At 54.2% G+C, this 21,824-nt stretch carries 16 protein-coding genes; 10 read left to right on the forward strand and 6 right to left on the reverse strand.

Going from position 1 to position 21,824, the window contains the following annotated elements; all coding sequences use genetic code 11:
* Positions 1 to 451: 451 nt before the first annotated feature.
* Together LIO98_RS13265 and LIO98_RS13270 are read right to left on the reverse strand one after the other, a co-directional pair.
* Positions 452 to 1,156 carry an FCD domain-containing protein gene (locus LIO98_RS13265; protein ID WP_291958103.1) on the reverse strand — a complete coding sequence of 235 codons (705 nt, stop codon included), beginning with the start codon at positions 1,154 to 1,156 and terminating at the stop codon, positions 452 to 454.
* Between the two features lie 132 nt (positions 1,157 to 1,288).
* Positions 1,289 to 4,228, reverse strand: coding sequence for an HD domain-containing phosphohydrolase (locus LIO98_RS13270; protein WP_291958106.1), 2,940 nt, complete (start codon positions 4,226 to 4,228; stop codon positions 1,289 to 1,291).
* A 618-nt stretch (positions 4,229 to 4,846) separates the two neighbouring features.
* On the opposite strand from LIO98_RS13270, the gene LIO98_RS13275 reads away from it, so the two are divergent.
* The 4 genes from LIO98_RS13275 (at position 4,847) to LIO98_RS13290 (ending at position 9,129) form a co-directional block, all read left to right on the forward strand.
* The gene (locus tag LIO98_RS13275; RefSeq protein ID WP_291958108.1) at positions 4,847 to 6,334 is read left to right on the forward strand and encodes a hypothetical protein; all 1,488 of its coding nucleotides are present in this window, start codon (positions 4,847 to 4,849) and stop codon (positions 6,332 to 6,334) included.
* Between the two features lie 262 nt (positions 6,335 to 6,596).
* Positions 6,597 to 7,565 (forward strand): methionine ABC transporter ATP-binding protein, encoded by a 969-nt coding sequence (locus LIO98_RS13280; protein WP_291958110.1) that lies wholly within the window; start codon positions 6,597 to 6,599, stop codon positions 7,563 to 7,565.
* Positions 7,555 to 8,190 carry a methionine ABC transporter permease gene (locus tag LIO98_RS13285; RefSeq protein WP_291958112.1) on the forward strand — a complete coding sequence of 212 codons (636 nt, stop codon included), beginning with the start codon at positions 7,555 to 7,557 and terminating at the stop codon, positions 8,188 to 8,190. The genes LIO98_RS13280 and LIO98_RS13285 overlap by 11 nt, the downstream gene beginning before the upstream one ends.
* A gap of 159 nt (positions 8,191 to 8,349) precedes the next feature.
* A complete protein-coding gene (locus tag LIO98_RS13290; RefSeq protein WP_291958114.1) occupies positions 8,350 to 9,129 on the forward strand; it encodes a MetQ/NlpA family ABC transporter substrate-binding protein in 780 nt (259 codons plus the stop codon).
* Between the two features lie 153 nt (positions 9,130 to 9,282).
* On the opposite strand, the gene LIO98_RS13295 is transcribed toward LIO98_RS13290, so the two are convergent.
* Entirely contained in the window at positions 9,283 to 10,161 is an 879-nt protein-coding gene (locus tag LIO98_RS13295; RefSeq protein WP_291958118.1) for a DMT family transporter, read from the reverse strand.
* 132 nt (positions 10,162 to 10,293) lie between these two features.
* On the opposite strand from LIO98_RS13295, the gene LIO98_RS13300 reads away from it, so the two are divergent.
* The 4 genes from LIO98_RS13300 (at position 10,294) to LIO98_RS13315 (ending at position 12,030) form a co-directional block, all read left to right on the forward strand.
* Entirely contained in the window at positions 10,294 to 10,914 is a 621-nt protein-coding gene (locus LIO98_RS13300) for a hypothetical protein (protein ID WP_291958121.1), read from the forward strand.
* 250 nt (positions 10,915 to 11,164) lie between these two features.
* Positions 11,165 to 11,413 (forward strand): hypothetical protein, encoded by a 249-nt coding sequence (locus tag LIO98_RS13305; RefSeq protein ID WP_291958125.1) that lies wholly within the window; start codon positions 11,165 to 11,167, stop codon positions 11,411 to 11,413.
* A complete protein-coding gene (locus LIO98_RS13310; RefSeq protein ID WP_291958127.1) occupies positions 11,403 to 11,711 on the forward strand; it encodes a type II toxin-antitoxin system RelB/DinJ family antitoxin in 309 nt (102 codons plus the stop codon). The genes LIO98_RS13305 and LIO98_RS13310 overlap by 11 nt, the downstream gene beginning before the upstream one ends.
* On the forward strand, positions 11,701 to 12,030 hold the full coding sequence (locus LIO98_RS13315; RefSeq protein ID WP_291958129.1) for a type II toxin-antitoxin system RelE/ParE family toxin: 330 nt from the start codon (positions 11,701 to 11,703) through the stop codon (positions 12,028 to 12,030). The genes LIO98_RS13310 and LIO98_RS13315 overlap by 11 nt, the downstream gene beginning before the upstream one ends.
* Before the next feature lie 117 nt (positions 12,031 to 12,147).
* Here the strand turns inward: LIO98_RS13315 and LIO98_RS13320 are convergent, their stop codons facing one another.
* Both LIO98_RS13320 and LIO98_RS13325 read right to left on the reverse strand, forming a co-directional pair.
* Positions 12,148 to 13,026 (reverse strand): hypothetical protein, encoded by an 879-nt coding sequence (locus LIO98_RS13320; protein ID WP_291958132.1) that lies wholly within the window; start codon positions 13,024 to 13,026, stop codon positions 12,148 to 12,150.
* Between the two features lie 92 nt (positions 13,027 to 13,118).
* Complete coding sequence (locus LIO98_RS13325; protein WP_291958135.1) at positions 13,119 to 15,431, reverse strand: Ig-like domain-containing protein; 2,313 nt, start codon at positions 15,429 to 15,431, stop codon at positions 13,119 to 13,121.
* Between the two features lie 703 nt (positions 15,432 to 16,134).
* Here LIO98_RS13325 and LIO98_RS13330 point away from each other — a divergent pair.
* Together LIO98_RS13330 and LIO98_RS13335 are read left to right on the forward strand one after the other, a co-directional pair.
* Positions 16,135 to 16,818 carry a LexA family transcriptional regulator gene (locus tag LIO98_RS13330; RefSeq protein ID WP_291958137.1) on the forward strand — a complete coding sequence of 228 codons (684 nt, stop codon included), beginning with the start codon at positions 16,135 to 16,137 and terminating at the stop codon, positions 16,816 to 16,818.
* 258 nt (positions 16,819 to 17,076) lie between these two features.
* Positions 17,077 to 18,993 carry a TonB-dependent receptor gene (locus LIO98_RS13335; protein WP_291958140.1) on the forward strand — a complete coding sequence of 639 codons (1,917 nt, stop codon included), beginning with the start codon at positions 17,077 to 17,079 and terminating at the stop codon, positions 18,991 to 18,993.
* A gap of 79 nt (positions 18,994 to 19,072) precedes the next feature.
* Here the strand turns inward: LIO98_RS13335 and LIO98_RS13340 are convergent, their stop codons facing one another.
* Positions 19,073 to 21,811, reverse strand: a complete 2,739-nt coding sequence (locus LIO98_RS13340) for an ATP-binding protein (protein WP_291958142.1) — start codon at positions 21,809 to 21,811, stop codon at positions 19,073 to 19,075.
* Positions 21,812 to 21,824 lie beyond the last annotated feature (13 nt).

Genomic DNA, 21,824 nt, shown 5'->3' on the forward strand with positions numbered 1-21,824 from the left:
AGTGGTAGCCGGAAGGTCCGTTCACAAATGTAAATCGGCGTTTATAAGCACGACTAACTTCATGACTGGGGGCTTGGCAATGCTCACCGCACTTTAGTGCGCCTCCGCTTGCCAAGCCCCCAGTCATTTCGTTATTCGCACTTCTAAACGCCGATTTATCTTCGATAGGGGAAAAGAGATAAACAGCGATTTATCTTCGAGAGGGTAAAAGATAAATTATGATTTTGGTTTGGTTTGTCATGCTGGGCTTGACCAGGTATCCAGTGTTGCGGGGTTTGTTTTTCCCGCATTTCGTGAGGCAAACCCGGGGACGCTGGGCTCCGGCTCGGAGGCCGGAGCGACGGGACAGGGGCAGGCGCCGTCAAACAGGTGCTCCATGCGAAGAACCGCGCGCACAAAAAATCAGGCCCGGGGCCGCGGCTCCGGGCCTGACCGTATGGCGGCGTTTCGTTTATTTGGAGACGCTGTCGATAAGGTTCGCTATGTGCCTTTTCATCGTGAGCTCGGCGAGCTCCGGGTCACGCGCCTCGACCGCTTCAAATATCCGGCGGTGCTCGCTGTTGTAGATATGCCCCGCGTCACGGCGTATCTTCTCAAAGACCCGCCCGTACTCCTCTTTCTTGCGCAGCAGCTCGACGATCGCCTCCAGTATCTGATTGTGGCTCGCCGCCGCTAGGGTGCGGTGGAATTCGTTGTCCAGCGCCGATACGGGAGCGCCGCTCTTGGCGAGGCGCTCCTGCTCCTTCACGACGCCGCGAAGCTCCTCGATCTCCGCCGGCGTGGCGTTGAGCGCCGCGAGCCGCGCGACGGTCGTCTCTACCGGCAGACGCGCCTCCAGCAGCTCCAGCAGGTAATTTTTATCGGTGTTCTCAAAGACGTCCAGAAAACCCTCCGTCCATTTGTCGTGCCAGCGCATCTCCTCCAGTTCGCGCAGCCGCCTCTCTCCGTTGGCGGAGATCGTGCGCCCCTGATTACTCCTCTTCTCCGTGTAGCCCTCATAATCCATATCGCGCAGAACGCGGCCTACCGTCGCTTCGGCCATGGAGAAGCCCTTCTTCTCCAGAAAGCGCTGCACCGAACCCGCGCCCGCGGGTTCGTTCGTCTCTTTGAGAAAGAGAAGTATGTTGTATATTACATTGTCGTGTGACTGTACCAAATCAAACACTCCTATATCCTTGATGCGCCCTTTGTCTGAAGGACCGGAAACATCCAACTGTTAATCATCAAAAGTGATGAGTTAAGGATACCCAATATTTCATTTTATTTCAAGTCCATTCAGCCGTTTTCTTCAAGAATTATTTCCATCCTTCGCCTCATTCGACGGCTCACTGAATATTTTAAGCTCGCCGCTCCTCAAAAGTGCTGCCATCGCCGCGGCGATCGCGGGATCGAACTGCCGCCCGGAATTTTTTTCAATTTCGGAGATGATGTATTCGAGGCCGCACGCGGTTTTGTAGGTACGCGCGGTGGCCATAGCGTCAAGCGCGTCCGCGACGCAGATGACGCGCGCGACGAGCGGGATATCCTCGCCTTTAAGCCCTTTGCTGTACCCTGTGCCGTCGTAGCGTTCATGATGATAGGCGGCGCCGTTTTTGATTTCGTCGATTATCGTGATGTTGCTGAGGATATTTCCTCCCTTGACCACGTGCCGCTTCATAATTTCAAACTCTTCGTCCGTCAGCCGCTCCGGCTTGTTGAGGATGCTGTCCGGTATCCCAATCTTGCCGATGTCGTGAAGCAGCGCCGTGTAATAGAGGTTGTCGAGGTATTCTTTGGAAAAGCCCAGCTTCCGGCCAAGCGCGACGGAATATTTCGCGACGCGCGTAGAGTGGCCGCTTGTGTACGGGTCCTTGGCGTCGATGGTATCCGCGATCGCCGCGAAGGCCTGTGCCAGGATCGCGCGCAGCTCCTCCTGACGCCTTTCAAGTTTGAGGCTGCGCCGCCGGTAGTAATAGCGGGTGAGGAGGAATATCAGCGCCGCCAGCGAAAGGAAGAAGAGCACGATCACCACGGGCTCCTCGTAGAAAGCCTTCTCTTTGATTATCGATATCTCAAGCGGCTTCTCGCTCGCGACGCCGTCGCCGTTAAGTCCGCTGAATATGAGCGTGTAGGAGCCACCGGGCAGGTTCGTGTAGCTGATGTTGCTGATATCCTGCTGGTTGCCGGTATTAGTCTCGTCTTCAAAACCTTCGAGACGGTATTCCCCGACGTTGTATCCGGGGTTCGTGAAGCTCAGCACGGCAAGGTCGACGGTGAGTCGTTTCGCCCCGCCAGGCATATCTATCCGTTTAGGGTTTTCGTAAACCGTACCGTCCACGATGATCTTGTTAACCACAAGCTTCGGACGGACGTTGTTCTTTTCAATCCGGTCGGGAACCACGGCGTAGAGGCCACTGGTGCTGCACAGGTAGAAGTTGCCGCGGCCGTCGAAGCTGTTCCATGAGTTTGGCGTCACCGTACTGCCAAGCCCCTCGCGGCGCATGAAGGAGGTCCAGTGCGCCTCCCTGCCCGCGAGCAGCTCTTTCCTGTCCGCCAGGTGTATACCCGTGTCGGCGATCAGCATCAGCCTGCCGCGCGGCCCGTTCTTTATATCAAAAATCCCGCTTGAGACGCGGACCGGGATTTTAAAAGAGCGCGCCTTGCCATCGCGGTCCATAAATGAAATGCCGTTGCCGGCGCTCACCCATATGCCGCCCTCCTCCGCGTCGTAGAGCATGCGGAGTATCACGTCCGCGCCGAGGCCGTCTGCCTTCGTGCAGTTCCTCATCACGCCGCCGCGCGTCACCGAGAAGATGCCGCCGCCGTCCGTGCCCAGATAGAGCGTCCCATCATCGCTCTCGCAGGCGGAGAGTATCGTAAGATTCGTCAGCCCCGATTCGCCGTCAAAGACCCGTATCACCTTCCCGTCGCGTATGATGGCCGCGCCGCTGTTGGTGCCGGCGACGATGTCGCCGTTAGCAAGCTCCATCGAGAGGCGCACCTTGTCGTCCGGCATCCCCTCGGCCCTGCGGTAGTGTTTTAATCCCCCGTCCGGAGAGACGCAGATCAGCCCCAGCTCCGAAAAGGTGCTTATCCATATCCGTCCGCGGGAATCGCGGATGATATTGCGGACGCGCTTTCCGTGAAGCTCTTTCGTCAGTCCGTTTTCATGAAGCCGGAAATCGGCGTCGGCAATGTAAAGCCCGTCGTCTGTGCCGATATAGAGAAGGCCGCCGACGGCAAGGGCGGCGTTAGTCACCGCGTGAGGCAGCTGCAGAGCGAAGTTTACATCCATGAATTTATTCTTCGTGAAGTACAGCAGCCCCTGACATGAGGAGGTGACCCAGAATCCCCCCTCATAGTCCTGAAATATCCTTTCGATAGAGCTGTCGAGCAGCGCCCCCTCGATCAGGCGGAAGTTTAGTTCTTTATCAAAGCGGCCGAGGCCGTTATCGGCGCAGAGCCACAGATAGCCGTCACGGTCTTCGTAAAGGTCGTTTATGCCCTCAAGTCCCGGCGTCGGGATATATTCGATATTACGCGCGGAGCCGTCCGCTCCGAGGGAGAGCATCCCCCCCTCGGAGAGCCCCACGAATATCCGCCCCGAAGAGTGGCGAATAACACACTGCGCGGTGTGGTCCCTGAGCTCCGGCTGGGTTATCCGCCGGCGCAGCTCTCCGTCTTTCAGGACAAAGACCTCCCCCGCGCGCGTCACGCCCCAGATGCCTCCCTCTCCGTCGCATATGAGGTCAAGGACGAAGGCGGTGTCCATATCCCCGAGCGGGATGCGTTCCAGCCCATCCCGCGTCACGCGCCCAACGCCGCTTGCGGAGCCGAAATATATCGTTCCATCGCGCCCCTCGGTGACGGCGCGGATGGTGTTGAAACGTCCCTCGGGGTCTGGGATATGACGGAACTTGCCGCCCTCACCGCGGACAAAGATGCCGTTGTCGTTGGTGCCCACCCACAGCCGTCCGCCGCGGTCCTCATAGAGGGCGGTGGCGCTTTTGGCCGCGAAACCGCTGCGTCCGCCCGCGAAACGCAGGAAATCGGTGCAGTCGTAACGCAGGAGGCCGCTGTAGGAGGCGACCCAGACGTAACCGTCGGCGGTCTGGAATACGTCGTTCGCCTCGTCCGCCCCCAGACCGCTCCCTAAATTGAATAAAGTCTGCTTATATTCGGAAAGGAACACATGATCGGCACAGGCCTGCACCGGTGTCAATAACAGTATAAAAAAGATTGCGGCCATCTGAAAAAATTTTCGCATTCCCGCACCTCGGACAAAAGTATGTTAGGTTCAGACATTATAAGTGTTCGGAGGCATGCAAGTCTATCTAATTCGGGGAAAAACCGGGGCAAACGCATCGATAACGCTCAAAGGCGATAAATGACGATTTATCCACGATGTGGTAAATGATAAATAGTGGTTTATCTTATGCTCTTGTAGCCTCCCTCTCTGAACAGAGGGCGCCTTTAAGGGCAAAGTAAAAAGATAAACTGCAATTTATTATCCGTCCTGCCTATCGAAGCCAGACTGCCATTTGCCCTTGATTTGTCGCACCAACCTCCGAGCCGGTGTCCAACGGCGTCGCCCTGGTTTTCCACGCCTCGTAAGGCAAAAACAAAACCCCACGACGCTGGATGCCGGGTCAAGCCCGGCATCACAAACAAAAACAAAGGTAAATCGGCGTTTATACGCGCGGCTGACTTTGTAACAACGCCAACTATGACGCCGCCGAACAACGCGGGCAGGGGCGTGAGAGATTCATGTTCTCCCCGAAATCTCGCCGGGCGCACATTTGTTTATATCATTATTGCAGGATTCTTTATATAATTAGGATGAATCTATGGAGAGGACGATGTGCCAATGAGACGCGGCTTTTTTACAATTTTTCTGTTCTTATGCCTCCTCTGCGCCCCCGTGCGCGCCGAAGCGGTAAAGCTCTCCATCGAGATACCATCCGTGTACGAGACGGTGCTTGAATCGGGGCGCGACTTTTATGTGGCCGGGCGCATCGACCGCGAGGGGATATCTCCCGCCGAACTGCCCATCGACATCCGCGTGGAGGTGGCGGAGGCCGGACTGATGCGTGACGGCATAAGGATACCGCTGCGCACCGTTGAAAGCCACGTCGACAAAATAAGCGGCCTCACGCCGCGCCGTGATATCTGGTTCCGTTACGAGGGGAAAGCTCCATGGACGAAGCTCTCTCCCGAGGAGCTGATGGCTTCGCCGCCGCCGGATCTCGTCTACCGTCACGGCGACCCGCAGTCCTTCTACGACCCCCGGCTCAAGGCGGCGGTGACGGAAGAGGGTTACGCCGCGCTGATACAGGGCGGCAATACAAAGGATTTTGACAGCGACTATAAAAAGTTATACCAGGACGATCTCGAATGGAAGTATTACCGCGTCACCGTCTACGCGATATCCGGGAGCCGGGTCCTCGCGGAGCGTTATGTCGACGTGATGCTCGGCTCCGTGCCGGACAAGATGCTCGCGCGTTTCTCTCCGCCCGCCCATATGAAAAAGGTGACGGAGTTCGCCGCCGCCAGAGGCTACCGGATATACGGAGACCCATTCCCCGGCTACTGGTTCCGCGGACTTCCCGGGGCCTATGAGATTCCGCTGCGCTGGCGGTTCAACGACGCGCTGGAATATAACTCCGGCAGGATCCACGCCGTGCTCTATAACATACCGGAAAAGCGCAGCGCCTCGCAGGAGGTGGAGTTGGGGCGCATCGCCTTTGAGGGGCGGTTGTTCCGCGGCGACGAGGTATGGTTCTACTGTTACGACACCGGCGAGCCCTCGCTGAAATATGCCGCCTGGGACGGCGAGCATGTGAAGGATGGAAAGATCACAAAGCTCGACGAGGGAGAACGGCTGCGCTTCACGCGCGCGGAGATAGGCGCGCGTCCGGAGAAATATTTCCCCACGCGGAACGCGGGAGAGGTCGATTGGAACGTATACGATTCCGTGGCGGCGGCCCCCGGTCTGCCGGTGACCCTCTACGGGGTGGTGCCGCCGATCCAGCCGCCGCTCTCGGAGGTGGAACAAAATGACGACGGCACCTACACGATCAAAGACCGCATCGCCAGGATACGCTACCGTCTGGAGGAAAAGAGCACGGGCGAGGTGATCCAAAAAGATTTTCCCACCGGCCTCGAACGCTATTATGACCCGCAGGACGAAAAATGGGCCTCACCGTCGATCTATGAGTTCCGCCACACAATAACGGTGCCGGGCGGCGGGAAAAAACGGCTCTACACCGTTACCACCGAGGCCTTCGACAGCCGAGGGGAACCGGTCGGCGGCGCGGAGACGATGTTTTATCTGTGGATACGGCCGGAGAAATAATTCGACGGGGTTGACAATCGCCCCATTCATTACTACAATGTTGCCCATATTTGGAGAAGGAGGAGCAGACATGAGATCTAGTACAGGTTACTTTACCAACAACATGATGATGTGCATGTACACGAAGGGCTCCTCTTGTGATTTACTGGACGCCTAGAGCGCCGCGCGCGTAAAATCATAAGACCGGGCCTTGAGGGCTCGGTCTTTTTTTGTGAAGAAGAAGTTTTATAAAATCAAGATTTTGTGCGAAGGATGGATCTGTATGATCGAAATCAATAATCTGGGGAAATATTTCGGCGACCATAAGGTGCTCTCCGACATCTCCCTTGAGGTGAAGAAGGGCGACGTATTCGGCATCGTCGGCCACTCGGGGGCGGGAAAATCGACGCTCCTGCGCTGTCTGAACGGCCTCGAAAGCTACAGCGAGGGCAGCGTGCGCGTCGGCGGCAAAGAGGTAAAGGAGCTTAACGAAAATGAGCTGAAGCTCCTGCGCCGCGATATGGGGATGATTTTCCAGAATTTCAACCTCATGAACAGAAAGGATGTCTATGAGAACATCCTTTTCCCTCTCAAGGTATGGGGCACCCTTAAAAACGAGGCGACGGCGCGCGCCGACGAGCTGCTCGAACTGGTCGGCCTCACGGGGAAAAAGCATGAGAAGGTGCGCAACCTGAGCGGCGGGCAGAAGCAGCGCGTCGGCATCGCCAGGGCGCTCGCGCTGAACCCCGAGATACTGCTCTGCGACGAGGCCACCTCGGCGCTCGACCCCAAGACGACGATCTCGATCCTCGAACTGCTGATGGATATCAATAAAAAACTCAACGTCACCATCATCGTCGTCACGCACCAGATGGAGGTCGTAAAGATGATCTGCAACAAGGTCATCATCCTCGACGGCGGCGAGATCGTCGCCTCCGGCGAGACCGACAAGCTCTTCCTCGCCCCCGGCGAGGAGCTGCGCAAGCTCATCACGGACGACTACGCCGTCATCCCCTCCGGCACCAACATCCGCCTGATGTTCCCGCGCGAGGTCGCCAACGACAGCATCATCACGAATATGGCGCGCGACCTTGACATCAACTTCTCCATCGTCGGCGGGCGCATCGAAAAGTACCGCGAGACGGTGATGGGCTTCCTCATCATAAACGTCGCCGACGGGGACGTGGCGAATATCGAAAAATGGCTTGGAGAAAACAAGATGTACTGGGAGGTAATGAAAGATGGGCAGTGAGCTTGTAGCGGCGCTTTGGGAAACTATATATATGGTGGTCGTCTCCACCTTCTTCTCGGGGATATTCGGCTCCGGCGTGGCGATCCTGATGATAATCACGGGGCCGAACGGACTGAAGCCCAACAAGGCCGTATACGGCGTGCTCGACGTGGCGGTGAACCTGCTTCGCTCCTTCCCCTTCATCATCCTGCTGATCGCGATCATCCCGCTTACGCGCCTCATCGCCGGTACCTCTATCGGCAGCACCGCCTCGATAGTGCCGCTGACGATCGCGGCGACGCCCTTCGTGGCGCGCCTCATGGAGGGCAGCCTGCTTGAAGTCGACCGCGGCGTCGTGGAGGCGGCGAGATCATTCGGGGCCTCCACCACGCAGATCATCTTCGGCGTGATGATAAAAGAGGCGATGCCCGCGCTAGTCCTCAACTGGGCGATCGTCGCGATAAACCTCCTCGGCTACTCCGCAATGGCGGGCGTCGTCGGCGGGGGCGGACTCGGCGACCTTGCGATAAAGTACGGCTACAACCGTTTCCAGACAGACGTAATGGTATACTCCGTCGCGATCCTCATCGTGATCGTCCAGGTGATCCAGTACGCCGGAAACTATGTCTACGAGAAGATCAGATAACGGAGGTGGTGTCGAATAGAATATGAAATGAGCACCACGCGCCTAAAGCAGGAGCCTGTCCGTTTAGCGGCTGACACATCTAATCAGCGGAATATGCGTTAGTAGTTATTTAGGTAAAACGAACTTAAATAAAAAAATCAAAAGGAGAGTAAAAAAACAATGAAAAAAATCGCACTCGCACTTCTCGTCGCACTCATCATCCCCGCCACCGCCTTCGCCGCCGGCAAAGAGATCAAGGTCGGAGTCACCCCCTTCCCTCACAAGGACCTCATGAACGTCGTCAAAGAGCTCGTCGCAAAGGACGGCTATGACCTTAAGATCGTAGAATTCACCGACTACGTGACACCGAACACCGCGCTCGCCGAAAAGGCCCTCGACGCTAACTTCTTCCAGCACATCCCCTATCTCGAGAACACCAACAAAGAGAGAGGCTACGATCTCGTTTGGGTCGCGAAGATACACATCGAACCGCTTGGACTCTACTCAAAGAAGATCAAGAAGATAGACGAACTCAAGAACGGCGCGCAGATAGCGATCCCCAACGACGCGACGAACTGCGCCCGCGCCCTGCGCCTGCTTGAGAAGAGCGGCCTTATCAAGGTCAAAGCCGGAGAGCTTGTGACGGCGAAGGACATCACCGAGAACCCGAAGAACCTCAAGATCCGCGAACTTGACGCCGCCCAGCTTCCCCGCACCCTTCAGGATGTCGAGGCCGCCGTCATCAACACCAACTTCGCCGGCGAAGCTGGCCTCATCCCCGCCAAAGACGCGATCGTGATCGAGGGCAAAGACTCCCCCTACGCGAACGTCCTCGTAGTGCGCGGCGCGGATAAGGACAGCCCCGCGGTGAAGGCGCTCGTGAAGGCCTCCAACTCCAAAGAGGTCAAAGACTACATCAACAAGAATCTCGTGCCGAAGGGCATCGTCCCCGCGTTCTAAAAACACCAAATCCCCGGCTTAACGCCGAGGCGGAGAATCTAAAGAAAAACCGGCGCCCTCCTATCTGTATTCGGGAGGGCGTCATTCTATCGAACGGGCAGCTGACAAACGATGGCTTGTCTTAACATAGGCGGCCTGTCCGGCCATAGCCGCCTATAAGGTCACCAGTATCGAACCTCCGACCGCCAGCGCGATCCCCGCCCACTGCGAGGGGCGTATCCTCTCCTTATAGACAAACATCGCGAGTATCGAGGCGATTATCGGGTTTGAGGCCCCTATCGGCGTGGCGACGGCGGGAGATACATACTCTAGCGCGCGCGAATAAAACCAGGCGCCGAAACCCAGCGAGCATATCCCCGCCAGCAGGCCGTAGAGCGAATCCCTCTTGAGAAAGGCCCGCCAGGCGTTAAGATCTTTCTTGACCACAAGCACGCGAAAAAACCAAATCAGAAAGGCGAGCGTAAAAAAGGTAACGCCGCGCCCCAGCACGATCGTCGCGGGAGAGAACCCCTCCACAAGCAGCTCTTTATTGAAGACCAGCCCCGCGGCCCAAAAAATACTGGCAAGGAAGGCATAGACGAGGCCGGAGACGGAGAGCTTTCCCTCGTCCTTGTCCGAATGGCAGAGCAAAGCGACGCCGGCGACGACAAAGAGCGTGCCGGTGATTATTGTCAGCGTAAGCGGCGAACCGAAGAAGAGATGCGAGGCAAGCGCGACAAGAATCGGGTAGGAGCTCGCTATCGCCGAACCGCGCGCGACGCCGAGCCGGTGCAGCGCGAAAAATAGAAAGACGTCGCCGATGACGTTATTGCAGAGCACGAGAGCGGCAAAAATCAGCGCCTCAGAGGCTCCCAGCCGCGCCACATCCGCCCCGTGTACGAAAGAGACCAGCCCGACGGCGCAGAGCAGGCCGCCGCAGGAGCGCATCAGCGACATCTCCGATGCGTCCAGCCCCTTTATCCCCCGCAGCAGGAAAGAGGTACTGCCCCAACAAAAACAGGTAACTACACTTAGAAAAATTCCATAAAGCACAATATCACCGGCATATCATAAATTTAATCGGCGCGCGGCCACACAGGCGACTATATTATATAATATCAGAATAAACGCCGCTGTCATTACCCTGGGTGAGGCGGCGAAGCAAAAAGTAAAGAGAGGTACAGCATGAAACTGAAAAAAATAACGATAATCACCGCCTCCGCGGCAATCCTCGTCCTGGCCTTCGCGCTGCAGGCCCTCGCGATGGATTTCAGCGCCGAATTCGTCGAAAAAGACGGTGACTCCGTGCGCAAGGGGAAAATATACATGACGGGGCAAAAATCCCGCTTTGAGATGGAGGGCATGGACGAGATCGAGGTGACACGCGCCGACAAAAAGGTGATGTGGATCATCTTCCCGAAGAAGAGGGTCTACGTGGAGGAGGAATTCTGGGGCGTTATCCCCGGAGATATCGGAGAGACCGGCGCGCCGAAGGACACGGGAGACCTCTCGCGCAAAGACCTCGGCTATGAAATGGTCGACAGCTACCGCCTGAAAAAATTCCTCGTCACCGTCAAATACAACAAAGGCGAGACCCAGGACCAATACTACGAGTGGTACCGCACCGGCTTCCCCATCCCCGTAAAAATGGAATCGATGAATGGTGCCGTCTCCTACGAATATAAGAAGATAAAGACGGCCCCTCAGGACCCCAGCCTCTTCAACGAGCCCAAAGGCTACAAAAAGATCACCATCGACGAACTGGAAAAGCTGGAGGCCGAATGGGCGAAGGATAAAAAGAAATAAGAGATACGACAAAAGGCTAAAAAATACGGAGGCGAAGGGCAATGCCGCTTCGCCTCCGTATTTTTGACATTCCGAGGTCTGCGATATTGAAATAAAGTGAAAAACGGCGGCGCTTATTTCCTGAACAGAAGCATTAAAGCCGACCGTCTGCACCCGTACAGATGGCAGACCCAGGGCAAACACATTAAGTCTATTAACAGAAACATTGAGCAGCCAGCGACGGCTGGGCGGTGGCATTTTTCGCTTTCACATGGCAGTGATAGGCCGCAGTGAACATTTACAGGAGGAAAACCGCGTCATTTTCCTTAATATTTCTAAGGTAATTTACGGCGACCGTTGTGAAAGCGCTAAAAATGACGACGCCCAGCTGGCGTTGGCGGTCGGCTTTTCATGCGCCTGCCCTGCTGGCAGGTCTTTTAGTATTGCGGTTGTACTGACATACGCATATAATAAGAACGCAGGAAAACATTTGAAAGGAGCGATGCACGATGGCGGCTAAATCGGCAAATTTATATGCGCGAATCGAACCGGACGTTAAAGAGCAGGCGGAGGGCATACTTTCCGCGCTCGGAATCCCCGCCTCGAACGCTATCAATATGTTTTACAAACAGATCATTCTTCATAGAGGGCTTCCCTTTGAGGTGAAGATTCCTTCCGCACGTCCAGTGGACATGAGAGCTTTATCCGAAGCGGAGGTAAATGCCGAGCTGGAAAGAGGATATGCCGACGCGAAGGCTGGGCGAACTAAACAGGCAGGCAGAGCATTTGCTGACATCCACAAAGATTATGATCTTTGAAATTGAAATTTCGGCGCAGGCGGATGCCGACCTCCGCGGCGTATACGAATATATCGCTTTTGAACTGCGGTCGCCTGAAAACGCCCGCGGACAGCTTGACCGCCTGGAAAAAAGCATCTTAAGCCTCAGCCAAATGCCGGAACGCTTTCGTGAATATGAGAATGAGCCATGGCACAGCCGTGGGCTACGCGTCATACCTGTCGGCAGCTACTGCGTATTTTACATTCTCAACATAGAAAAAGCCGTCGTCACAATTATCCGAGTCATGTACGGCGGCCGTGATATTGAAGCTCAGCTTAAAAAGAACGCAAAAATATAACCGAATATTTTTCAAAAACAGCTGGAAGAACCGTGCTGTCGGAGCAAACCGCCGGCACCTCGCCCCGCTAAAAGTTAAAATAAGAGATAGCTCTCATCAAATACCGGCTGGCCGTTCTCACTCGCCAGGTTCCTTCGCTCTGACGCCAAGACAGAGGCCGTTTTCCAGCACGTCGCGCCGAAGAGATTCCCAAATACGGAGACATCCGCCGGTATCCTCATCAGACGCCAAGGTCTTAATGCCGGTCCACATTTTATGGTTTATACAGGGCGCTGTTGCCGCCAGACGCGGGAAACCGATATCGTCCAGCGGTTTGCAGGGAAAGAAGCTGTACATGCCGTCTATGGGATTTTGATCGGTGGCGCTTTCATATAAGACATATTCGCCACCTTCCGCGTTACCGTCATTAAGCAGCGGCTCGACCGTGGCCTGCCAGAAGTTTTCCGAGATCGCGCCCTCATCCTTTAATTTCCCCAGCACCTCCCTGCCGTCCCTTCTAGTAAAGGTACAAAGCGGTCGTGAGACGACGAACACCGTGTCGAAACAAAAAAGGCCGTTCACTCTGCTCCCGAAGACGATGACCGACCCCGGCAGCAGATTTCTCAAAAGAGGACTTCTTTTTTGCCGGCAATTTGAATAGAGCATATACCTGCCAAATATATAGGGGTCGGTGTTGATACATCCGGCTATTTCGCCGCAGCTCTGCCGATAGCAGGCCGGTCTTAACGTCTGAATGTACCTTGGGTAGCCATCAACATGAGGCCTGCCGCATAATTTATTGTATTTCAGCTGCTGCTCATATTCACACCAGAACATGATCTGCGCATTTTCTTCCCCTGAAACCAAGCTATCAGTAATATAATCCCCACAGTCCTTAACAAACTTGCGTCCGTGCAGTCGGCATAGCTTTCCATCGGCCTTTTTGATGATCATCTCTTCGGTCTTCTCTCTGCCAGGATGCAGAAACTGAATTGCCAGTCTCTCGCCTTTGTCCATTTGAATCACTCCCTATTGATAAGATAAAAGCTCCCAAACCCGCGGAAAAATGCAAACGGAGGACAGGCGGCCCATCCTCCGTTTGACGTTACTTAATGAACGGCCTTGCTCTTTCTGCGGAAGAAGAGCGGGATGAACGCGGCGAGAACCACCGCGGCGAGGCCGGAATTACAGCCGCCGCCGGAGCTTCCGCCGGAACCGCCCTTCGTCACCGTCACCTTGCAGGTCACGGCAGCGGAACCGTCTGTTACGGTGATATTCGCCTCGCCGGCGCTGATGGCTTTGACCGTTATCTCCGCGCCGGAACCTTCAATCGCCGCCACCTTGTCGTTGCTGCTCTTCCATGTGAGCGTCGCTCCGGGGGCGAAACCGGATGCCTTTAAGGTTTTGGACTTCCCCTCAGCCAATGAGAGCTCAGTCACGGAGAGCGTGAGCCGGTACTGGTTGACTGATAGCACCGCCGGGTCCAATATCTTTCCCTTTGCCTTGTCGAGGTCATACTCGCTGTTATCCGCGACGGCAAAGCTGATGAGATACTCCACGCCCGCCTCCGGCGAAGCGTTCACGTCAACCGCCGCGCCGTCGGCGGTCGTGATCGCAAATTCGCCTGACTCGATCTTTTTCGGCACGCTCTGGAAAGCGAACTTGAGGACCTTACCCGGTATTACCTTGCAGAGCACGATATCTTTGAACTTGTGGGAGGAAAATTCGTCCAGCCTGCCCCTGAACGACGCGAGCGCCGTCTTGCCCGCGGATACGACGGCCTTGAACACCGGTATGGATTTGATCAGGTTCGTGTCGACCGTGCCGTTGACGTCGCTAGAAACCACGGCGGCGGCGAATTTCGCCGAAGTCACGACGATGTCGCCGTTAGGCTGTTTTTCAACGAGCGCGGGAATGCCTGCGGGGAGATCGTCGACGCTCTTTACCGTCTCCGGCTTTACCGGTATGACGTTGACGTCGTCCGGCTTAATGGGCGGCTCCTCCGGGTTTACCTTTCTCACAACGATATTGCCTTTGACGATCGCGTCGGGCCCCTTTTCAAGGCTGTTGTTGAGGATCAGCGTCATGCCATCTTCGACGATGAGCGTACCGTCGATCTTCGCGTTGCCGAGAATCGGGTCGCCGGTATCTCCGGTTGGATCTTTCACAATACGCAGAGTACTGCCCTTTTCGACCATGAGCTTAACCGTCTCTTTATCGCCGGCAGCATCCATAAGCTGTGACAATGACCTGTTAAATGTCACATCGCTTTCACCTTTGAAAATTATCTCGTCAAAGTAAAAGGTCCTCGCACCCGTTATTCCCTTGACATTGTCATAAATAAGGCGCGACGTGCCTGCAACTGAATTGTTGTAAAACCCCAGGTTGCCTGGCATATTCTCGTCACGTTCGCGTCCCTGGCCGCTCAGCGCGGTGTTGTTCATAAGTTTTGATATGTCGGTGATATTTTTGAAGGTGATATTGCCGTCTCCCTTTACGTCGTTGGATATCGTCTTATTGGACTTGCGGAAACTTCCCGCACTGATATGCGTCCAGTCATTTTCCGTATCCTGAGGCTTTATCACTTCAAGAGCCGCGTCGCCGCTGATGATGATATCCGTACTGCCAAGCACTTCAGCCGTGGCCCCGGCGCCCCTGATATTTGAACCGCCAAATATACGGCAGATGCCTCTGCCTGTGTAATTCGCGGAAGGTTCGATGAGGATTTTTGTATCGCCGCTGACGACACTGAGAGGACGCATATCAGCATCATCCAAGTCTAAGTTTGAACCGGAAACGCCTCCGCCTGTAACCATGGCATCACTGGGAGCGTTGATATCCCGAATCTCCACATACGTATTCGCTGTATATGCTTTGGCGTTCTGCGAAACGTAGCACCCTGCGTAGGAATTGCCGATGGAACCTTTTTCCAGCAACAACTCACTGCCGCCCTCTACAATACAAAACGCTTTGCCAAAAACCCTTCCACCACCCCTAATATTCGTAGCGCTGGCTTTTTCATGATTGACACGTATATACGTTTTACCCTTAGTCACTATTTTAGCGTCATCCCATGCTTCACTTCCCCCGACTACAAAGCTGATGTCATTATCATCATCGCCCATATTCCACGGCGAATCTATGAGAACAGCCGAATCACCATGGATAGTGTGCGTGTTATTATGACTGACTGAGCTACCGCCAAAAAAGCTGATGTTATCATCCACCTCAGGGTCGAGAATAAATGTCGGCGACTCACCCTTGAGTTCTACCGTAGTACTACCAAGAATATCTCCGCTGCTTTGATCGGAGAGGAAACTGCCGCCGCCATACAGTAAAATCCCGCCGTTGTCCAAGTCGATTATGACGTTTTTATCGCCGATAACAATCAATTTAGTATCTCCAGCGATGTTTCCTGTCATATTGTAGTTGTCTCTGCCGCCGTGAGCGCTGAAATCGCCACTATTACGATCCGATTTTTTAAAATCAAAGTCCCCCGACATAATGAGATCCAGCCTCATTTTTCCGGAAGAATCCTCTTTTCCCCAAATGCCCATCTCCACATTGTCCCAACTGCCATATAACGTTGCCGATTCAACACTGTGAAGCCATTTGTCGTTATCATTTTGCGCCGGTACCGAAATATTTCTTTTAGTACCGTTTTGCAATATTTGTACTCCACCCACTGAAGACGCCACCGCTGAAACAGATGCGGCCAGTAATATGCATAACGCCGCAAAAATCCATGCAGTTCTTTTCATCTACATACCTCCGTTTGGACTAATAAATCCTCGCTTAAACCTCCAACCGCGCCGTACGTTATTGACAAATCTGCTTTTCGCATCACCTGTGCCTTCACAATAATTTTTTAAAATCAACTTGATACAACTGTGTAAAAAAGGCGGACACGCCGCCTGTTTTTCAAAAAAAGACAACAAACAACTTGTTGGATTTTTTCTGTAAAAATCCAAATGACAATGCTATCTTTTTATTGTAATAGCCATATTTTATACTATAAATTTATAGTGTCAAACATATTAATCATTTTATAGATGATTTATTACGATAATATAATCGTTGAAGCCACCACCATAATGAGGTAGCTTTATATGGTGAGGTGAGCATATGGAAACTTTTGGCGCCCGCTTGGGTCGTCTGCGCAGGGAAAAAGGTTTAAAACGTTATGATATCGCAGAGCCGTTAGGGGTGGACGCTGAGACGATCGCGCGTTATGAGAGGGAAGAGCGGGAGCCTAAGGTGAGCGACGCGGTCGCTATCGCCAATATTTTAGGGGTTTCTATAGAATACCTCGCCACCGGCATCGCCTCACCGCTCAAGCATTCCATGTACGCATACAGCGCGGACGACAGGATCGTCGTCCCCGTGCTTTCCAGCAGCGATTCGTATAATATCATCCCCTCAACGGATACAATATCAGTCAGTACTGAACACATTCTCATCCCTAAAACCCTTATCGGTACGATACAGCCGCAAAACCCGCCTTTTGCGTTTATAGCGCGCGACAGGTCTTTTGAAAAATTCGCCGTGCGCGAAGGCAGTTATGTGGTCATCAACCCCGCGGCGCGTGTCGCAAATTTTGATATCGCCCTCGTTTTTTATAAGGGCAAGCTGACGCTGAAGCGTCCGCAGTACACAAAGAGCGGAGCCCTCTATCTCTTTTCCGGCAGCAACAGCGACGCGATCTATGTCCCAGCCGAGGACGCCTCAGACGCCAAGGAGTTCAAAATCGTCGGTAAGGCCGTCGCCTATCAGTTCGAAGAAACGAAAAAAATTTACCATAACATCTAGGAATTTTGTTTGATCTTTCGCAAAGCGGAGGCCTTATTATAATTTAGGGTAAGGCTATTTTATTCATGAAACCGCCGAAGATAACTGCCTTCCGCGTCAGAGTCTATATCGCCGCCGTATAAATTGACCGGCGGCATAATAAAACCGTACCTGATTTTTCGATTTGTAAAAAACACAGATTAGTCAAATCATTTTAGTCTTTCTCTCAGCAGCTGTGATAAGATTAACGAAACAGAAAACATCACCAGGGGAAAGTCAATGTTTAAATACATGATATTAATATCGATAAATCTTCTTTTTTTTGCAGGCCTCTCAAGCTCCGCCGTCACCGCCGAGGCGGAGCTTGGCGAGGTGGTCGTGACCGCCTCGCGAATCGACGAGCGGGCCTTTGACGCGAAGGCCGACGTGAGGGTCATTACGGCGGAGGATATTGAAGAAAACCGTTTCGCGAACATAGCGGAGGCGCTTTCATCGCTGAACGGCGTGACGGTCAACACCTACGGCAACGGCGTCGGCTATGAGAACATGCAGACACTCGAAATCAACGGCTCTTCGCAGATCGTTGTGGTCATTGACGGCATCCGCGCGAATACAAACACCAGCATGTTAAATGTCTTTAACTTCCAGAGCATGCCTAATCTCGACAGCATCGAGCGCATCGAGGTTCTCAGCGGCTCCGCCTCCACCCTCTACGGCGCGGACGCCAAGGGCGGCGTGGTGAATATCATCACCAAGGCACCGGAGAAAAATGTCTTCAAGTTCGGCGCGGAGAACGGCACCTTCGGCTTTCAGGACTACCGCCTCTACGCCGCCGGCGGCGACGGAGATCTTTCATGGAGGCTGAGCGCCAACAAGCGTCGCTCCTCTGACTACAAGGACGGCGACGGGAACAGTTACATCTCCGACGGTGACGCGGATAATATCAGCGCGAAGTTCTGGAAAAAGACGAGCGGGAGAAGCACGCTTTCGCTTGCCTTCGATCATTATGAGTCTGATACGGTGCACACTGGAACCTACTTCCGACAGCAGCACGGTATGAGGCCGCCCGCGAGTTTCTATGAGAAGCAGCAGCGGCTGATCCTCGCCTACCGCACCCAGTTTTCCGAAGACAGCGACAATCTCCTCTCGCTCTACCGCATCAGGAGCGTCTTTAACGGGCAGAATTTCTACACTACGGAGGTTGTGATCGACGGCAAAGCCGACACTACGACATGGGGCTTCTCCGATCAGTACCGTATGAAGTGGCATGAGAAGCACCGGCTCGCGGCTGGCTTTGAATATTCCCACGAAACAATAGACGACTGGGCGGACCTACTGTTCACATACTCCAATGAGAGCTATTACCATTACTCGCTATACGCGGAGGACAGCTGGGACTTCGACGGCCGCTACAGCCTCACGTTCGGCGCGCGCTATTACCGCCATTCGATTGCCGGCGGCAGGCTCTCGCCCTCTGTCACCCTCGGCCTCGCGGCGGACGAGAAGACGAATTTCTACCTCAGCGCCAAGGACTATTTTGTGCCACCCTCACAGTATCAGCTATTCAGCGGCTATGGCAACAGGGACCTTTCGCCGGAGAGCGGCCAGACATACGAATTCGGCGTCAAACACGCGCCGGACAACGACACGGTCATCGACGCCAACCTCTTTTACCGCCGCGGAAAAAATACTATCAGTTACAACAAAGAAATCAAAAAATATGAAAATTTAGATCGTGAAAAGGTCTGGGGCTTCCGCGCAAACGTCACGCGGCAGTTGGACGAACATTTCAAGGCCACCCTCGGCTATGCCTGGATCAGATATAAGAATGTGGACGCGGAGGGAGAGGAGAGCTACAGCAGCAACTATCCCAACGGCGAGATCAAGGTGGGGCTTAATTATAAAAACAGGGACCTCACCGTCGTCCTCTTCGGACGCGGCGTAATGGGGCGTGATGGCTACCTTCGTTATTCCGCTGATACCGGTCTTTTCTACGGGACATATCCGGTCTCATCATTCTGGGTCGTCGATATGGCTGTGAATTATAAAACTTCGGAGCATCTCACGTTCTATCTCAAAATAAACAACATCTTCGATAAATTTTACTGCGATGACGCATTTGGCGTTTACGGACCCGAAGATATCTACGGAGCGCCTGGGCGTAATTTCCGGGTCGGCTTCACCTACGAATTTTAACGGCCTATACGGCGCTGAGCACGGGGCCGGCCGCATTGCCGTGCCACCTACGCTAACCTACAGCGGCGGCGAATATCCTCTAGGAGGGCCGTTTCTTCCGTCCGGCGAATCTCTCCAACGTCTCATAGAGCACCTGCGGCTCCACCGGTTTGGAGAGATGGGCGTCCATGCCGACCTCCAGACTGAGGCGCACGTCCTCGTCGAAGGCGTTGGCGCTCATGGCGATGATGGGAATCTTCTTCGCGTCGCCGCGCTCTTCGGCGCGAATCAGCCGCGTCGCCTCCAGGCCGTCCATCACGGGCATCCTGATATCCATGAGGATGGCGTCGTAGAAACCAGGAGCGGCGGCACGGAATTTATCGAGGGCCTCGCGGCCGTTTTCCGCGATATCGATGATGATATTTTTTCTTTCAAGCAGCTTTTTCGCCACCAAAATGTTGAGTTTATGGTCGTCGGCCAGCAGCACTCTGATACCGGAGAGATCAGCGTCATCCGCCTGCTCTTTCTGCGGCGTCCGCTCATGGGAAAGACGCCGTTCCCCCGTCGCGGCAAGGGGAATTTTCACGGTAAATTCGGTGCCCTTTCCAACGGCGCTTTCGCAGTCCAACGTGCCGCCCATCAGTTCCACAAGCCTCTTCACTATCGACAGTCCCAGCCCGGTACCGCCTGTCGCTCCGCCCTGACGCTCCACGTCAAGTGAAAATGGCTCGAACATCTTTTTCTGGAACTCCGGCGTGATGCCGATACCGTCGTCCTTCACCTTCGCGGTGAGCCACACCCTGCCGCCGTTCCCCTCCGCCGTTTTGAAAGCGAAAAGGACACGCCCCCTCTCCGGCGTGAATTTTACGGCGTTGTTAAGCAGGTTGACCAGTATCTGCTCTATCCTCGTCTTGTCCGCGCTGTAGATTTGGCTCCTGTCGGCGTCTACATCGCAGTCAAAAGTTATGCCCTTAGTCCGCGCCTGCGGCAGGATGATGTTGTTTATCTCGTCAAGCAGCTCCTCGAAGGTGAACTTTACGGGGACGAGCGTCATTATATTACTGTCGATCTTGCTCATATCAAGGGTATCGTTTATGAGTGAAAGAAGGTATTTTCCCGCGTTGTTGATACTATCCAGACTGTGCCGCATCTCTTCCGGATCTCTTTCGCCGCCGGCAAACTCCGAGAGGCCGATGATGGCGTTCATCGGCGTGCGCATATCGTGGCTCATACGCGAGAGGAAGTCGCTCTTCGCGGCATTCGCGCGTTCCAGCACGAGATTGCGTTCCATCTCCCGGTGATGAAAGAACCACAGCAGCAGCCCCGAGGCCGTCAACCCTCCGAAGATCATAAAGATCACGGTCGCCGCCAGCGGATTTTGCCGGGCAAAGAGTACCAGCGAGTTCTTCTCCGAATATGTGAAGCTGTCCAGCGTGATATTATAGAGCTCGTTGTTATCGATCGCCTCAATATACCTGTTAAGCATCGCAAGGAGCGGCAGGTTCTCATCACCGCAGACTACAAAGCCGATATTGGAAAATTTATTCTGGCTGGGGATCACCTTCACGTTAAACCTGTTCTGTGAAACATAAAAGTCCACCGTCCGGCTGTTTCCGATGCCGAAGTCAGCCTCTTTGCGCTCCACCGCCCTGAGGGCCGCTTCGATGTCGTCATAGTATTTTATCTCACACCCGTCGGTCAGCTCGCCGTCCAGCCGCGAGCTGCGCAGGACCGCCATCGTTTTGATTTTTTTATCCCTGTCAAAGTAACCGTCGCTTACAAAGTTCACATCTTCCACGTTGGAGAAGGGCAGGGTGGTGACGCATCCGCCGCCCTTGACTATATCTATGGCAGACTTTATTCCGGCGATCACGGTATATTCTCCCGAGGCGGCCAGCTTCTGGATATCGCCCGTAGGAGGGGCGGAGACAAGCTCCAGCCGTAGCCCGATCGCTTTAGAGAATACCTTCAGCAGCTCCACCGACATACCGCGCAGGACTCCGTCGGAATCCTTAAAAACATAGGGAGCTCCCTTTTCGATGCAGAGCACCTTGACCGCCGCGGCCTTTTTTATATAGGCGCGTTCTTTGTCGTTGATTGAAAATTCGTTGCGCCGCTTTCCAAAATATTTTTCATAAAGGACATTCTGATAATTGGGGAAAGCGGCGGATATCTTCCGCATCCCCTCGTCAAGCTCCTCAAGGATATCGCGGCGCTCGCTGTTTACAACCAGAAAGATGGGCCACGGAGCGAAGCGGGCGACTTCGACAAGCCCCTTGTGGGAATGGATGGAAATATCCATCATCACGTCCGCCCTGTTGTGTTTAAGAGCCGCTATCTGTTCCGCGGTATCGGAGCATTCGACGATCTCATAATCGTAGACGCCGCGCGGCAGGAACATTGCCAGCTCCCGGCGCCTGTATTCCGACAGCTTCAGCGTCGCTATCCGCAGATGGCTGGAGAGAAAATTGTTCAGGTCTTTTTTACGATAGTCGTCTTCCAGCGCGCTGAAGGTGGTGTAAACGGTGCCGTAGGAGGACTTTGGATAGGAAAAACGCTTTTCCAGCCCCGGCCTGTACATGGCGGTGCCGACAATGTCCGCCTCTCCCGAGGAGAGCATACGGAATGATTTATTGACCCGCCTCTCAAATGACGCGTCGTCTATTTTGATGTATTCACATTTCCAGTTATTGAATTCCGCCAGCTTTTCGAGGTAATCATAGTTGTACCCGCCGATCATCCCCTTGTCGTCGAACTCGGAAAAGCCCTCCTGCAGCGGAAAGGCGACACGTACCGTCTTCGCTGCGGCGGACACGGAAACGGCGGGATATAGGATCAAGACAAAGAGTATA

The organism is Cloacibacillus sp. (assembly GCF_020860125.1).
In the GTDB taxonomy this organism is placed as follows: Bacteria; Synergistota; Synergistia; order Synergistales; family Synergistaceae; genus Cloacibacillus.

What these genes read in the sequence shown, in the direction of transcription:
- LIO98_RS13270 (WP_291958106.1), bottom strand. Translation starts at nt 4,228, where the DNA reads ATGGCCGCAATCTTTTTTATACTGTTATTGACACCGGTGCAGGCCTGT.
- LIO98_RS13275 (WP_291958108.1), top strand. Translation starts at nt 4,847, where the DNA reads ATGAGACGCGGCTTTTTTACAATTTTTCTGTTCTTATGCCTCCTCTGC.
- LIO98_RS13280 (WP_291958110.1), top strand. Translation starts at nt 6,597, where the DNA reads ATGATCGAAATCAATAATCTGGGGAAATATTTCGGCGACCATAAGGTG.
- LIO98_RS13285 (WP_291958112.1), top strand. Translation starts at nt 7,555, where the DNA reads ATGGGCAGTGAGCTTGTAGCGGCGCTTTGGGAAACTATATATATGGTG.
- LIO98_RS13290 (WP_291958114.1), top strand. Translation starts at nt 8,350, where the DNA reads ATGAAAAAAATCGCACTCGCACTTCTCGTCGCACTCATCATCCCCGCC.
- LIO98_RS13300 (WP_291958121.1), top strand. Translation starts at nt 10,294, where the DNA reads ATGAAACTGAAAAAAATAACGATAATCACCGCCTCCGCGGCAATCCTC.
- LIO98_RS13305 (WP_291958125.1), top strand. Translation starts at nt 11,165, where the DNA reads ATGGCAGTGATAGGCCGCAGTGAACATTTACAGGAGGAAAACCGCGTC.
- LIO98_RS13310 (WP_291958127.1), top strand. Translation starts at nt 11,403, where the DNA reads ATGGCGGCTAAATCGGCAAATTTATATGCGCGAATCGAACCGGACGTT.
- LIO98_RS13315 (WP_291958129.1), top strand. Translation starts at nt 11,701, where the DNA reads ATGATCTTTGAAATTGAAATTTCGGCGCAGGCGGATGCCGACCTCCGC.
- LIO98_RS13320 (WP_291958132.1), bottom strand. Translation starts at nt 13,026, where the DNA reads ATGGACAAAGGCGAGAGACTGGCAATTCAGTTTCTGCATCCTGGCAGA.
- LIO98_RS13325 (WP_291958135.1), bottom strand. Translation starts at nt 15,431, where the DNA reads ATGACAGGAAACATCGCTGGAGATACTAAATTGATTGTTATCGGCGAT.
- LIO98_RS13330 (WP_291958137.1), top strand. Translation starts at nt 16,135, where the DNA reads ATGGAAACTTTTGGCGCCCGCTTGGGTCGTCTGCGCAGGGAAAAAGGT.
- LIO98_RS13335 (WP_291958140.1), top strand. Translation starts at nt 17,077, where the DNA reads ATGTTTAAATACATGATATTAATATCGATAAATCTTCTTTTTTTTGCA.